Source organism: Pseudomonas hydrolytica (genome assembly GCF_021495345.1).
Lineage (GTDB): Bacteria > Pseudomonadota > Gammaproteobacteria > Pseudomonadales > Pseudomonadaceae > Aquipseudomonas > Aquipseudomonas hydrolytica.
The window spans coordinates 3,431,245-3,444,518 of sequence record NZ_CP099397.1; the positions used below are offsets into that span (position 1 = coordinate 3,431,245).

Consider the following 13,274-nt stretch of genomic DNA (forward strand, 5'->3'; position numbering starts at 1 on the left):
GGGCAAAGTGCAGCGAACTGAAGGTTGGAGCGGTGCAATCAACCCTGCTGCAGATGCCCGTAGAGCTTGGCGTAGAGACCGCCATCGGCGATCAGCTGCTGGTGGTCACCGTCCTCGGCGACGCTGCCGCCATCGAACACCAGCACGCGATCGGCCTGCTTCACGGCGCTCAGGCGGTGGGCGATGATCAGCGTGGTACGGCCGCTGAGGAACTGCGCCAGCGCTTCGTGCAGGGCGTATTCGGTGGCAGCGTCCAGCGCCGAGGTGGCTTCGTCGAGGATCACCACCCGGGGCTCGGCCAGCACCATGCGGGCAATGGCCAGGCGCTGACGCTGGCCGCCGGAAAGACGCACGCCACTGCGCCCGACCACGCTGTCCAGCCCCTGCGGCAGCGCCTGGATGGTCGGTGCCAACTGGGCAATCTCCAGCGCACGCCAGCAGGCCTCGTCGCTGCGCTCACGGCCCATGCACAGGTTGGCGCGCACCGTGTCGTTGAACAGCGCCGGGTGCTGCAACACCACCGCGACGTTGTCGCGCACGCAGTCCAGGCCGATCTCCTCCAGCGCACTGCCGCCGAAGCGGATGCTGCCGGCCTGCGGCGTATACAGGCCCAGCAGCAGCTGCACCAGGGTGCTCTTGCCGCCGCCGGAGGCACCGACGATGGCCACCTTCTCGCCTGGAGCGATGGACAGGTCGAGCCGGTCGAGCACCGGTTCCTCGCCATAGGCGAAGGTCAGCCCCTGCACCTCGATACCGACCGTGTCGCGCCCCTTGAAAGGGTCGACGCGCCCGGCGTACTGCGGCTCGTCCTGGCGCGCCAGCAGCTCGTTGATCCGCGTCAGCGCACCACCGGCGGCATAGAAGGCGTACTGCAGGCTGAGCAGCTGCTCCACCGGGCCGATCATGAACCACAGGTAGCTGAACACCGCGAGCATCTGGCCGATGGACAGGTCGGAGAACAGCACGGTGAGCATCGCCGCGGCGCGGAACACGTCGATACCGAACTGGAACAGCAGGCCGCTGGCGCGGTTGGAGGCATCGCTCTTCCACTGCGAGGCCACGGCGTAGTCGCGCACCTCGCGCGCCCGCCCGCCGAGGCGGCCGAGGAAGTAGCCCTGGCGGTTGCCGGCGCGCACTTCCTGGATCGCATCCAGAGTCTCGGTCAGCGCCTGGGTAAAGCGCGAGGTGCTGTCGTTCTCCAGCTTCTTCAGGTGCTTGACCTTCTTGCCCAGCAGCACGGTGGCGTAGATCACCAGCGGGTTGAACAGCAGGATCAGCAGGGCCAGTTGCCAGTGCATCCAGATCAGGATGGCCGAGGTGCCGACCAGGGTCAGGATCGCCACCAGGAAGCGGCTGAGGGTCTCGCCGACGAACTTGTCCAGGGTGTCCAGATCGGTGACCAGGTGGGTGGTCACGGTGCCGCCGCCCAGGCTCTCGTACTCGCCGAGGGAAATGCGCTTGAGCCGTTCGATCAGGCGCATGCGGATGCGGTAGACGATGTCCTTCGACAGCCTGGCGAACAGCCGCGCCTGCAGCACGTTGAAGATCAGCGCCGAGCCGCGCAGCAGCAGGGTCAGCAGCAGCATCAGGCCGATGTAGCCGGCGGCGGTTTCCCACTCGGCGGGCAGGAAGTTGTCCATCACCTTGAGCGCCGCATCGCCGTCATGCAGCAGCACTTCGTCCACCAGCAGCGGCAACAGCAGCGGGATCGGCACGCTGCACAGGGTCGCCAGCACGGCAACCAGATTGGCCAGGATCAGCGCTTTCTTGTGACGCAGGGCCAGGCGACGGACTTCTGCCCAGCTCAACCGATCAGGCATTGGCAGCGCGCTCCAGCCAGCGTTCCAGCAGCGGCGAAAGCGCCTCGAGCGGCTGATAGCCGTTGGTCAGCAGCGCCAGCTGGCCTTCGCGCTCGGCCAGCAAGGTGGGGAAACCGGCGATGCCCAGATCCTGCACCCAGGCGAAATCGGCAGCGGTGGCATCAACCATGGCCTGACTGTCGAAGGCCTCGGCGAATTCGATACGCGGAATGCCGGCCCGCTCCGCCAACTCCACCAGCACGCTGGCCTGGGTGACATCGGCACCCTCGGTGTAGAAGGCCTGCTGGATCAGCTTGAGCAGGGTCCAGGCGCTGGGCGCATCGAGCTGGCGTGCGGTGACCAGCGCACGGCAGGCCGGCTCGGTGTCGTACACCATGCCCTCGGGCAGGCCGTGGTCGAAGTCGAACAGCTGCCCGGTGCTGGCGTTGACCGCCTGCCAGTAGCCCAGGTAACGCACCCGCGCTGCCGCATCGATCGCCACCTGATCGCGGCGCAGGCCACCCACCACGATCTGCAGCGGCACGCCGGCCGCAGCCGCCTGCTCGGCGAGGGCTTCGACCACGGGTGCGAAGCCCCAGCACCAGGAGCACATCGGGTCCATCACGTAGAGCAGGCGGCTAGCCATGGTCAGGCCTCGTTCAGTTGGCGGGGGTCGCGGCCGATGGGGTGCGGCTGGTTGCGCGCACGGGCCAGCTCGATCTGCTTCTGCCGCTCGCGGGCGCTTTCACGGGTCTTCTCCGGCAGCGAATCCCAGCAATGCGGGCAACTGACGCCGGGGCTGTAGTACTCGGACTGGCGATCTTCCACGGAAATCGGATTGCGGCAGGCGTGGCACTGATCGTAGTCGCCTTCGGACAGGTCGTGGCGCACGGTCACGCGGTTGTCGAAGACGAAGCAGTCGCCGCGCCACTTGGTCTGCTCCTGCGGCACTTCCTCGAGGTATTTGAGGATGCCGCCCTTGAGGTGATAGACCTCCTCGAACCCCTCGCCGAGCATGTAGCTGGAGGCCTTCTCGCAGCGGATGCCACCGGTGCAGAACATCGCCACCTTCTTGTGCTTGCTCGGATCGAAGTGGGCCTTGACGTACTCGGGAAACTCGCGGAACGACTTGGTCTTGGGGTCGATGGCGCCCTCGAAGGTGCCGATGGCCACCTCGTAGTCGTTGCGCGTGTCGATCAGCAGCACCTCGGGGTCGCTGATCAGGGCGTTCCAGTCCTGCGGCTCGACGTAGGTGCCGACACGCTGGTTGGGGTCAACGCCCGGCACGCCGAGGGTGACGATTTCCTTCTTCAGCTTGACCTTGGTGCGATAGAACGGCTGCTCATCGCAGTAGGATTCCTTGTGGTCGATATCGGCCAGGCGGGCGTCCTGGCGGAACCAGGCGAGCAGCGCATCGATGGCGGCGCGGCTGCCGGACACGGTGCCGTTGATGCCCTCTTCGGCGAGCAGCAGGGTGCCCTTGATGCCGTTGTCGAGCAGGGTTTGCAGCAGGGGTTCGCGTAGCGCCTGGTAGTCCGGCAGGGAGACGAATTTATACAGCGCCGCGACGACGATCTTGTCGGTCATGAACAGTTCTCTCAGTAGTCGCCCACGTAAAGGGCGGACTGGACTTCGATCAGCTGCGCGTCGGCCCTGCTGCGTTAAAAACAGGCTCGGAATGCTCAAGTACAAAAGTACACTGCGCTTCCTCGCCTGCTTTTGCCTTGCATGGCTCTAGCTCGCTGGATCGAGAATCTAAACGAAAGCGCCGGCGTGGGCCGGCGCGGGAGCGATTGTAGCAAAGCAGAGAATCGCCGGGGCGGGTTGGCGACAAGGCGCGACAGCCTGTCACGTAGCCCGGATGCAATCCGGGAACTGCCGCAGGTCGTCCCCGGATTGCATCCGGCTACCTCAATGCCCGCCGCGGCAGGTCGGCGAGGCCGGGGCTGCGCCCTGCTCTGCCCATTCCTGCGGGGTATAGGTATGCAGGGCCAAGGCATGGATCTGCCCCATCAGTTCGCCAACGGTGGCGTAGACCTTCTGATGTCGCTTCACCGCATTCAGCCCGGCGAACGCCGGGCTGACGATCACCGCCTTGTAGTGGGTCTCCAGACCGCGGCTGTGCATGTGGCTCTCGTCCAGCACCTCCAGGTGCTCGGGTTGCAACGCGGCCAGGGCGGCGGTGATCAGGTCTTGCTTGGACATCGTGGGCTCCATCAGGGTTGTTTCGGCAGGCCGAGCTCGCTGCTCATGTCCGCCAGCAGCTTGTTCACCTCGGGCACGGCGGTTTCCAGCTTGCTCTGGGTGATCTGCGCGGACTGCGCGGTCAGGGTCGGCATCTTCTGCAGCACCTTCTGCCCCAGCGGCGATTCGTAGAAAGCGATCAGGTCCTTGAGCTCCTGCTCGTTGAAGTTGCTGGTGTAGAGCTTGACCATGTCCGGCTTGAGCTTGTCCCAGCCCACCGCCTTGTCCAGCGCGGCATTGGCCTTGGCCTGATAGCTTTCCAGCACCGCCTTCTTGCCATTCGGCGCCTCGGCGAAACGCTGGGCGAACATCTGCTGCACCTGGCCGTACACCGGCACGGTCAGCTTGTCGGCGTGGGCCAGCTTGAGGAAACGCTCGGCATCGGCGGCGTGACTGGCGGCATCGGCCATGGCCAGGGATGCGCTCGCGCTGAGCAGAACGGCGGTGCAGAGTTGGGAGAAACGGAGCATGAGAAGGCGTCCAGGGCTATGAATGAGTCTGGGTAGACTGCGGTGCCGGCATTTTGTGCCCTGCGCCAAAATCCCTCAAGAGACGCGATTTGTGCACCACCTCACAGACAGGCTGCCCACTGGCGCACCCACTGGTCAGTTGCCAAATTGCCAGTACTTGCTCATGCTTGAGTTGGCTCTGCATGCTTGCGATCTCCGCTTTCCATACCAACGGCTTGCGCAGCGCCCGCTCCGGCACCTGATCGCCAACCCGCGCACACACACGGACGTGCCCGATGACCAGTCTCGCCTCACACGCCACCTTTCCGCTCCAGCGGCTTTGCGACAGCAAAGGGCGACTGCTGGACGAGGCCATCGGCTGGTCGAGTCGCCCGCAGGTGGACTGTACCCTGCACGGCCACGCCGGCCGACGCAAACGCTGGAATCACTGGTGCATCACCACGCCGCAATGGATGCTTGCGCTGACCCTCGCCGATCTCGACTACGTGGGCTACGGCGCCGCCTACTTCCTCGATCTGGACAGCGGCCAGTCCGTGGCCCATACCCAGCTCCGCCCCTTCGGCCTGGGCTGCCAGCTGCCCGATCTGCCGCTGGAAAGCCACGCCTTCAATCACTCGCGCCTGCAACTGCGCATCGATGAGCATTCCGGGCGCCTTCGTCTCTCCGCCACCGCGCCGGACATCGGCGGCCAGCCGCTGCAGGTCGCACTGGACATTCAGCGCCCGGCCCACCTGCAGTCGATCAACCTGGTCGCCCCTCTGCAGGGCGGCGGTTTCCACGCCACCAGCCGCCAACTCGGCCTGCCGGCGGCCGGCAGCGTGCAGCTGGGGCGCAAACAGTACAGCTGCGTGCCCGGGCATAGCTTCGCCGCCCTGGATTTCGGCCGTGGCGTCTGGCCACTGAACAGCTACTGGCAGCGCGCGGCCTTTGCCGCCGCTGGCGGCATCGCCGGGAATTTCGGCTCCGGCTGGCTGGACTACAGCGGGCTCTCGGAAAATGCCCTGTGGTTCGGTGGCGAACTGCAATTGCTCGACAGCCCGCTGCACATCGAACGCAGCTCGCAGGCGCCGCTGGCCCCGTGGCGCCTGGACAGCGAGGACGATCGCGTGGCCCTGCGCTTCACCCCGCGCCAGCTGCACAAAGCCTGTCCCAAGCTCGGCCCCTTCCATGCCAATACCATCCAGCGCTTCGGCCATTACAGCGGTGTACTGCGCGGCCCCAAGGGCGAACGCGTGCCGGTGGATGGCGCCCTCGGCTGGCTGGGCGAGACGCACGCCCGCTGGTAATAGGCGCGATAGATAAGTTGCGGAACCAGTACCGGGCGGCACGACCTAAACTGCCAGCAACCTTGCAATTGCCCCCGGAGAACGCCATGAGCCGCACCGAAACCGACAGTATCGGCCCCATCGAGGTCCCCAACGAAGCCTATTGGGGCGCCCAGACCCAGCGCTCGCTGATCAACTTCGCCATCGGCCAGGAGCGCATGCCCATGGCGGTGCTGCACGCCCTGGCGCTGATCAAGAAGGCCGCCGCACGGGTCAACAGCCGCAGCGGCGAGCTGCCGGCCGACATCGCCCGGTTGATCGAACAGGCTGCGGACGAAGTGCTCGATGGCCAGCATGACGCGCAGTTTCCCCTGGTGGTCTGGCAGACCGGCAGCGGCACGCAGAGCAACATGAACGTCAACGAGGTGATCGCCGGCCGCGCCAACGAACTGGCCGGCGGCAGCCGTGGCGGGAAGAGCCCGGTGCACCCCAACGATCACGTCAACCGCGCACAAAGCTCCAACGACTGCTTCCCCACCGCCATGCATATCGCCGCCGTCCAAGGCGTGCGTCATTGCCTGCTGCCGGCGCTGGCCGAGCTGCGCGACGGTCTGCAAGAGCAGGCGCAGCGTCACGCCAACCTGGTCAAGACCGGGCGCACCCACATGATGGACGCCACACCCATCACCTTCGGCCAGGAGCTTTCCGCCTTCGTCGCCCAGCTTGGCCATGCCGAAGCAGCGATCCGCGCCGCCCTGCCCGCCGTCTGCGAGCTGGCCCAGGGTGGCACAGCCGTCGGCACAGGGCTCAACGCCCCGGCCGGCTTCGCCGAGGCCATTGCCGCCGAGCTCGCCGCACTGTCCGGCCTGCCGCTGACCAGCGCGCCGAACAAGTTCGCCGCGCTGTCCGGTCACGAGCCACTGGTGCAGCTCTCCGGGGCCCTGAAAACCCTGGCCGTGGCGCTGATGAAGCTGGCCAACGACCTGCGCCTGCTCGGCTCCGGCCCGCGCGCCGGGCTTGCCGAGGTGCGCCTGCCGGCCAACGAGCCGGGCAGCTCGATCATGCCCGGCAAGGTCAACCCGACCCAGTGCGAAGCGCTGTCGATGCTCGCCTGCCAGGTGCTGGGCAACGACGCCACCATCGGCTTCGCCGCCAGCCAAGGGCACCTGCAGCTCAACGTGTTCAAACCGGTGATCATCCACAACCTGCTGCAGTCGATCCGCCTGCTCGCCGACGGTTGCCGCAACTTCCAGCAGCACTGCGTGGCCGAACTGCAGCCGGACGCCGCGCAGATGGCCGCGCACCTGGAAAACGGCCTGATGCTGGTGACCGCGCTGAACCCGCATATCGGCTATGACAAGGCCGCGGAGATCGCCAAGACGGCCTATGCCGAGGGCAGCACCCTGCGCCAGGCCGCGCTGCAGCTCGGCTACCTGACCGAAGAACAGTTCGAGCAATGGGTTCGCCCGCAGGACATGCTCGGAGCCGGTCGGCATGACTGAGGGCAAGAGCGGCGCCACCCCGCTGGAAGGCGACGGCAAGCGAATCCTGCTGATTCTCGGCACGCCGAAGAAGGACAGCCTCTGCCATGCCTTGGCCGAGGCCTACAGCCACGGCGCACGCAGCAAGGGCCATGTGGTGCGCCAGCTCAGGCTGGGCGAGATGCAGTTCGACCCGATACTGCGCGACGGCTACGACCAGAGCCAATCCCTGGAGCCGGATCTGCTCGAGGCCCAGCGCCTGATCCACTGGGCCGAGCACCTGGTGCTCGTCTATCCGGTCTGGTGGGGCGGCCTGCCGGCACTGCTCAAGGGCTTCTTCGACCGGGTATTTCTGCCCGGCTTCGCCTTCCGCTATCGCAATCGCTCACAGCTGTGGGACAAACTGCTCAGCGGGCGCAGCGCCGACCTGCTGGTGACCATGGATACGCCTCGCTGGTACTTCCGCTGGATCTACGGCGCGCCGGCGCATCGGCAGATGGTGCGTACCATCCTCGGCTTCTGCGGTATCAAAACCCGCCGCCTGACCGAATTCGCACCGGTGCGCCCGTCCGACGAACAGCAACGCCAGAACTGGCTGCGCAAGGCCGAGGCACTGGGTCTCAGGGCGTGACGTTCTCCGGAGCGCTCGCAGCCAGATAGTCGCGCGCCTGCTCGCCAACGAAGCGGCGCCCCGGGCTGGTAGCACTGGCCATCCATTCTTCGGGGCTGAACAGGCGGAACAGGCCGACGCGGCACAAGGTCGGCACCGCCAGGCGCAGCTCGCGCTCGACCTCGCCGCGCGCGCCCTGGTCGTAAAGCCCGATGTTATGCAGCATGGCGGCCACCGTACCGGTCTGCACGCGGCTGCCGTCCTGCAGCGTCACCGCCGGTAACGACTCCCCCGGTGCGAGGATCTTGCGGTTGATCTCGGCCAGCTTGTTGCCCTGCTTCATTTCGTCCATTGCTCTCGCTCCGTCTCGTCAAGGTGTATGGAGGCCGCTCGCGCACGCCAGCTGGCCATGATCGATGGCCCAAGGGCGGTCAGCGCCGAACCGAGGACCACCACCACCGCACCGGCGTAGGCGATCCAGTTGACCTGCTCGGGCAGCACGTGGTCGGGCCACCAGCTCGCCGCCAGGGCCACCGAAACGAAGGTCACCAGTGGCGTCAGGGCCAGGGTCGCGCTGACCCTGGAGGCCTCCCAGTGCGCCAGCGCCTCGGCGAAGGCCCCGTAAGCCACCAGAGTGTTCAGGCAGCAGGCGAGCAGCAACCAGCCCTGCAGCGGGCTCAACTCCAGCACTTGCAGCGGATGCGCCCAGGGCGTCAGCAGCAGTGCGCAGGCCAGGTAGATCACCATCATCACCTGCACCGAACTCCACAGCGTCAGCAACTGCTTCTGCGCCAGGCCGTAGAAGGTCCAGACGAAAGCAGCCGCCAGCACGGTGAGCACACCCGTGGTGTAGGTGGTCAGCGAAGTCAGCAGCTCGCCCAGGCGCTGGTTGAAGAACAGGCCGAAGCCCAGCAGCATCACCAGCAGGCCAATCGCCTGGCCCAGGCTGAACCGCTCGCGGAAAACGAACAGGCTGCTGATCAGCAGCAGAATCGGCGCCACCTGGATCACCAGTTGCGTGGTGCCCGGGCTGAGCAGGTTGAGCCCCATCAGATAGAGCACGTAGTTGGCGGTCAGCCCGGCGACGGCCAGCGCCAGCAGCCAGCCGCCCTTGCGGCCCAGCGGGCGAAAGCGCGGCAAACGACGCGAGGCGGCGAGGTAGGCCAGCAACAGCGAACCGGCCACCGCCAGGCGGTACCAGGTGACGGTGATCGGGTCCATCACCTGAAGAACTTCTTTCAGTTTGATCGGCAGGATGCCCCACAACACGGACGTGGTCAGGGCGAGCAGCAGGCCGTATAGCCAACGGCCGGAAGAAATGTGCATGGTGACCTCTAGCTCGCGGCCGGCAGAGCTTGCCAGCCGCAGCAGGTCATTCTAGGGAAGGCAGGGAGATAGACACAGTAACAGTTCCACCCCGCTCCCAGCCGTAACTGTACCTGTCAGCGGCGAGAAGACGTCAGCTCTCCGGCGTCAAGATCCTGGAAATACCACCAAAAACTGCGATCAGGTCGGCAATTTCGACCATTGGTCGCCTGCCCCTACGCCGCGCGGCGCGCGCAGTAGACTCAGATCATCCAGCACCTGCAGATGGAGCTCTCGTCATGTTCGGCCAACGCAACGTCGACCCCCAGCCCGGCACGCATTACCGCAGCTCGCGCCTGAGCGCCGTCAATGGCCAGTACTTCTTCGCCACGCGCGAGGGCACGCTGGAAGGCCCCTTCACCTCACGCCACGATGCCGAGCAGAGCATCGTCCGCTACATCGAGCGCATGGCCATGGCCGACAAGCTGCTACGCCACAGCAGCGAGCACATCGACCAGCTGCAACGCCGCGAAGCGATCAAGCACAACCAGGAGCTGTGAGCGCCCCTCGCCTCACAGACGCGCCAGCCCCAGATCACTGCGGTGTGCTGCCAGGTGCGGCAGCACCGCGGCCAGCAACGGCTCCTTGAAAGCATCCTGAAAACGGTGAGCCAGGCCCGGAATCAGCTTGAGCTCGGCACCTTTTATGTGCGCCGCCACGTGCACACCATGCATCACCGGCAGCAAGGGATCGGCGGTGCCATGCACCACCAGCGTCGGCACCTGCAGGCGGTTGAGCAGTTCGACCCGACTCGATTCGGCCAGGATCGCCAGCAACTGTCGCTGCACGCCCTCGGGGTTGAAGGCACGGTCATAAGCCAGTTCGGCCTGATGCAGCAGCATCGCCCGATCATCACGTACCGCCGGGCTGCCCAACGCGGCGAGCAGGTCGGCCTGCTGCTGCAGGGCCGCCTCCCGGCTGCCGGCCTCGCGTCGGGCCAATAGCGCCACCAGGGCATCGCTGGGTGCAGGCAGGCCCTGGGCGCCGGAACTGGTCATCACCAGCGTCAGGCTGAGCACGCGCTGCGGCGCCAGATCGGCCAGGTGCTGGGCGATCATGCCGCCCATGCTCGCGCCCAGCACGTGGAAGGCATCGACATCGAGACTGTCCATCAACCCCAGCGCGTCGCCAGCCATGTCACGCAGGTGGTACGGCGCGCCGAGCGACAGCCCCAGTCGGTAGCGCAGCACCTCGTAAGCCAGATTGATGCTCGGGGCCGGCTTCTGCCAGACGCTCAGACCGACATCGCGATTATCGAAACGCACCACGCGAAAACCCTGCTGACACAGGCGTTCAACGACTTCGTCGGGCCAGTGGATCAGTTGCCCACCGAGCCCCATGATCAGCAGCAATGCCGGATCGTGCTCACTGCCAACGCTCTGGTAGGCCAGGCGCACGTCGCCCACCTCCGCGTAACGGGTCGGCTCGGACAGGTCGCAATGATTGGCCGCAAAGGACGGCAGGCCGCACAGCAGCGCGGCGAAGAAAATGAACGCACGCATGGAAACACCAGAAACGCAGAACCCCACTGAAACGCGAGTCTGATGAAAGACGTTCGACGGCGCTGCCACACAAGCATGACAGTTTGATGAAGGGGGACGAGCGGTCGCTTCCCAGGTGACGGCAGGCGCCATCAAGAGCGTCGGGAACGCCCTTCACATACCTGTGCAAGGGGCGTTCGCCGGGCCGAGAGAACGGTCAGGCCAGTTCGGCACGCAACTGCCTGGCCGCCGCCACCATGTTCACCAGCGCCGCCTCGGTCTCCGGCCAGGCACGGGTCTTCAGGCCGCAATCGGGGTTGACCCACAGGCGCTCGAGCGGGATACGCCGCGCCGCCTTGCGCAACAGACCGGCCATCTCGGCGCTGTCCGGCACGCGCGGCGAGTGGATGTCGTAGACGCCCGGGCCGATCTCGTTGGGGTAGTCGAAGCGCTCGAAAGCCTCCAGCAGCTCCATGTCAGAACGCGAGGTCTCGATGGTGATGACATCGGCGTCCATGGCGGCGATGGACTCGATCACATCGTTGAACTCGCTGTAGCACATGTGGGTGTGGATCTGCGTCTCGTCGCGCACCCCACTGGCGGTCAGGCGGAAGGCCTCGGTCGCCCAGTCCAGGTAGCCTTGCCAGGCCGCCTGGCGCAGCGGCAGCCCCTCGCGGAACGCCGCCTCGTCGATCTGGATGATGCGGATACCCGCCGCCTCCAGATCCACCACCTCGTCGCGAATGGCCAGCGCCAGCTGTCGCGCCTGCGCTTCGCGGGAGACGTCCTCGCGCGGGAAGGACCACATCAGCATGGTCACCGGGCCGGTCAGCATGCCCTTCATCGGCTTGTCGGTCAGGCCCTGGGCGTACTTGATCCACTCCACGGTCATGGCCTGCGGGCGGCTCAGATCGCCGACTATCACCGCCGGTTTGACGCAGCGCGAGCCGTAGCTCTGCACCCAGCCGAAGCGGGTGAAGGCGTAGCCGTCGAGCTGCTCGGCGAAGTACTCGACCATGTCGTTGCGCTCGGCCTCGCCGTGCACCAGCACGTCCAGACCAAGGTTCTCCTGCACCTCAACGGCGTGGCGAATTTCGGCGCGCATGGCCTCGGTGTACTCGGCCGCACTCAGCTTGCCCTGCTTGAACGACTGTCGCGCCAGGCGGATGGCCGAGGTTTGCGGGAAGGAGCCGATGGTGGTGGTCGGCAGCAACGGCAGCTGCAGGCATTCACGTTGTTGCGCGATGCGTTCGGCGAACGGCGATTGGCGCTGGGCATGACGCGGACGAATCGCCTCCAGACGCGCCTTCACCTCAGGTTTGTGAATGCGCGTCGATGCGGCGCGGGCGGCCTGCACCGCACGGCTGGCTTCCAGCGCGGCTTGCACCGAGGCATCATCCGGCGCCTCCAGGGCCCTGCCGAGCAAGGCGACCTCCTGGCACTTCTGCACGGCGAAGGCCAGCCAGCTCTTCAGTTCGGCGTCCAGCTGATCCTCGCGCTCCAGGTCCACCGGGCTGTGCAGCAGCGAACAGGACGGCGCGACCCACAGGCGCTCGCCAAGACGTTCGTGGGCATGGCGCAGCAGCTCGCGCACCTTCTCCAGATCGCAGCGCCAGACGTTGCGCCCGTTGACCACGCCCAGCGACAACACTTTATAGGCTGGCAGGCGGTCGAGAATGGTCGGGTACTGCTCGGGCGCGCGCACCAGGTCGATATGCAGACCGTCCATCGGCAGGTTGGCGGCCAGACCGAGGTTGTCCTCCAGGCCGCCGAAGTAGGTGGCGATCAGCTTCTTGCACGGCTCGCGCTGAATCAGGTTGTAGGCACGCTCGAAGGCATTCTTCCACGCCTGCGGCAGGTCCAGCACCAGGATCGGCTCGTCGATCTGTACCCATTCCACGCCCTGCGCCGCCAACCGCTGGAAGATCTCGCCATAGACCGGCAGCAACCGCTCCAGCAGATCGAGACGATCGAAGTCGCTGCCCTTTTCCTTGCCCAGCCACAGATAGGTCAGCGGGCCGATCAGCACCGGCTTGACGCTGTGACCGAGGGCATGCGCCTCAGCCACTTCCTCGAACAGTTGCTCCCAGCTCAGGGCGAACTGCTGATCAGCGCTGAATTCCGGCACCAGATAGTGGTAGTTGGTATCGAACCATTTGGTCATCTCCTGCGCGTGAGCACCACCGCAGCAACTGCCACCGCTCTTGTTTGCAACGGCCCCCCGCGCCATGGCGAACAGGGTATCCAGCGCCGGCTTGCCGGCGGCCGGGCGAAAGCGCTCGGGAATCACGCCGAAGGCCAGGGAATGAGCGAGCACCTGGTCGTACCAGGCGAAATCGCCCACCGGTAGCAGGTCGATACCGGCGTCCTTCTGCAGCTGCCAATGCTCGGCCCGCAGGCGCTGACCAACGGTGCGCAGGCCGGCTTCGTCCAGTTCACCTTTCCAGTGGGCTTCGAGGGCTTTCTTCAGTTCGCGGTCGCGGCCAATGCGCGGGAAGCCGAGGGAATGGGACAGGGCCATGTCGGAACGCTCCAGTATGAAATCGAGATGGCGCCATT

13 protein-coding genes are annotated in these 13,274 nt (G+C 66.0%); 4 read left to right on the forward strand and 9 right to left on the reverse strand.

Going from position 1 to position 13,274, the window contains the following annotated elements; genetic code table 11:
* Positions 1-38: 38 nt before the first annotated feature.
* From L1F06_RS15950 to L1F06_RS15970, 5 genes are all read right to left on the reverse strand, one after another.
* Positions 39-1,820 carry an ABC transporter ATP-binding protein gene (locus L1F06_RS15950; protein ID WP_012018214.1) on the reverse strand — a complete coding sequence of 594 codons (1,782 nt, stop codon included), beginning with the start codon at positions 1,818-1,820 and terminating at the stop codon, positions 39-41.
* Positions 1,813-2,445 (reverse strand): DsbA family protein, encoded by a 633-nt coding sequence (locus L1F06_RS15955; protein WP_129482057.1) that lies wholly within the window; start codon positions 2,443-2,445, stop codon positions 1,813-1,815. The genes L1F06_RS15950 and L1F06_RS15955 overlap by 8 nt, the downstream gene beginning before the upstream one ends.
* A gap of 2 nt (positions 2,446-2,447) precedes the next feature.
* Positions 2,448-3,386 carry an oxygen-dependent tRNA uridine(34) hydroxylase TrhO gene (gene trhO, locus L1F06_RS15960; protein WP_003245074.1) on the reverse strand — a complete coding sequence of 313 codons (939 nt, stop codon included), beginning with the start codon at positions 3,384-3,386 and terminating at the stop codon, positions 2,448-2,450.
* A gap of 324 nt (positions 3,387-3,710) precedes the next feature.
* Positions 3,711-4,004 carry a BolA family protein gene (locus L1F06_RS15965; RefSeq protein WP_090425922.1) on the reverse strand — a complete coding sequence of 98 codons (294 nt, stop codon included), beginning with the start codon at positions 4,002-4,004 and terminating at the stop codon, positions 3,711-3,713.
* 11 nt (positions 4,005-4,015) lie between these two features.
* Entirely contained in the window at positions 4,016-4,513 is a 498-nt protein-coding gene (locus L1F06_RS15970; protein ID WP_003245078.1) for a DUF2059 domain-containing protein, read from the reverse strand.
* Positions 4,514-4,788: 275 nt separating this feature from the next.
* On the opposite strand from L1F06_RS15970, the gene L1F06_RS15975 reads away from it, so the two are divergent.
* The 3 genes from L1F06_RS15975 (at position 4,789) to L1F06_RS15985 (ending at position 7,890) form a co-directional block, all read left to right on the forward strand.
* Positions 4,789-5,799 carry a DUF2804 domain-containing protein gene (locus L1F06_RS15975; protein WP_012018211.1) on the forward strand — a complete coding sequence of 337 codons (1,011 nt, stop codon included), beginning with the start codon at positions 4,789-4,791 and terminating at the stop codon, positions 5,797-5,799.
* Positions 5,800-5,885: 86 nt separating this feature from the next.
* Complete coding sequence (locus tag L1F06_RS15980; RefSeq protein WP_129482056.1) at positions 5,886-7,280, forward strand: class II fumarate hydratase; 1,395 nt, start codon at positions 5,886-5,888, stop codon at positions 7,278-7,280.
* Entirely contained in the window at positions 7,273-7,890 is a 618-nt protein-coding gene (locus tag L1F06_RS15985; protein ID WP_012018210.1) for an NAD(P)H-dependent oxidoreductase, read from the forward strand. The genes L1F06_RS15980 and L1F06_RS15985 overlap by 8 nt, the downstream gene beginning before the upstream one ends.
* Here the strand turns inward: L1F06_RS15985 and L1F06_RS15990 are convergent.
* Together L1F06_RS15990 and L1F06_RS15995 are read right to left on the reverse strand one after the other, a co-directional pair.
* Positions 7,880-8,221: a DUF7709 family protein gene (locus L1F06_RS15990; RefSeq protein WP_129482055.1), complete on the reverse strand. Its 342-nt coding sequence runs from the start codon at positions 8,219-8,221 to the stop codon at positions 7,880-7,882. The two genes, L1F06_RS15985 and L1F06_RS15990, sit on opposite strands and share 11 nt — an antisense overlap.
* Entirely contained in the window at positions 8,209-9,195 is a 987-nt protein-coding gene (locus tag L1F06_RS15995; RefSeq protein ID WP_012018208.1) for a DMT family transporter, read from the reverse strand. The genes L1F06_RS15990 and L1F06_RS15995 overlap by 13 nt, the downstream gene beginning before the upstream one ends.
* A gap of 278 nt (positions 9,196-9,473) precedes the next feature.
* Here L1F06_RS15995 and L1F06_RS16000 point away from each other — a divergent pair, with 278 nt between their 5' ends.
* Complete coding sequence (locus L1F06_RS16000; RefSeq protein ID WP_003245089.1) at positions 9,474-9,734, forward strand: DUF6316 family protein; 261 nt, start codon at positions 9,474-9,476, stop codon at positions 9,732-9,734.
* Positions 9,735-9,746: 12 nt separating this feature from the next.
* Here L1F06_RS16000 and L1F06_RS16005 read toward each other — a convergent pair whose 3' ends face one another.
* Positions 9,747-10,736 carry an alpha/beta fold hydrolase gene (locus L1F06_RS16005; protein WP_012018207.1) on the reverse strand — a complete coding sequence of 330 codons (990 nt, stop codon included), beginning with the start codon at positions 10,734-10,736 and terminating at the stop codon, positions 9,747-9,749.
* 196 nt (positions 10,737-10,932) lie between these two features.
* Positions 10,933-13,236 carry a 5-methyltetrahydropteroyltriglutamate--homocysteine S-methyltransferase gene (gene metE, locus L1F06_RS16010; RefSeq protein ID WP_129482054.1) on the reverse strand — a complete coding sequence of 768 codons (2,304 nt, stop codon included), beginning with the start codon at positions 13,234-13,236 and terminating at the stop codon, positions 10,933-10,935.
* Positions 13,237-13,274 lie beyond the last annotated feature (38 nt).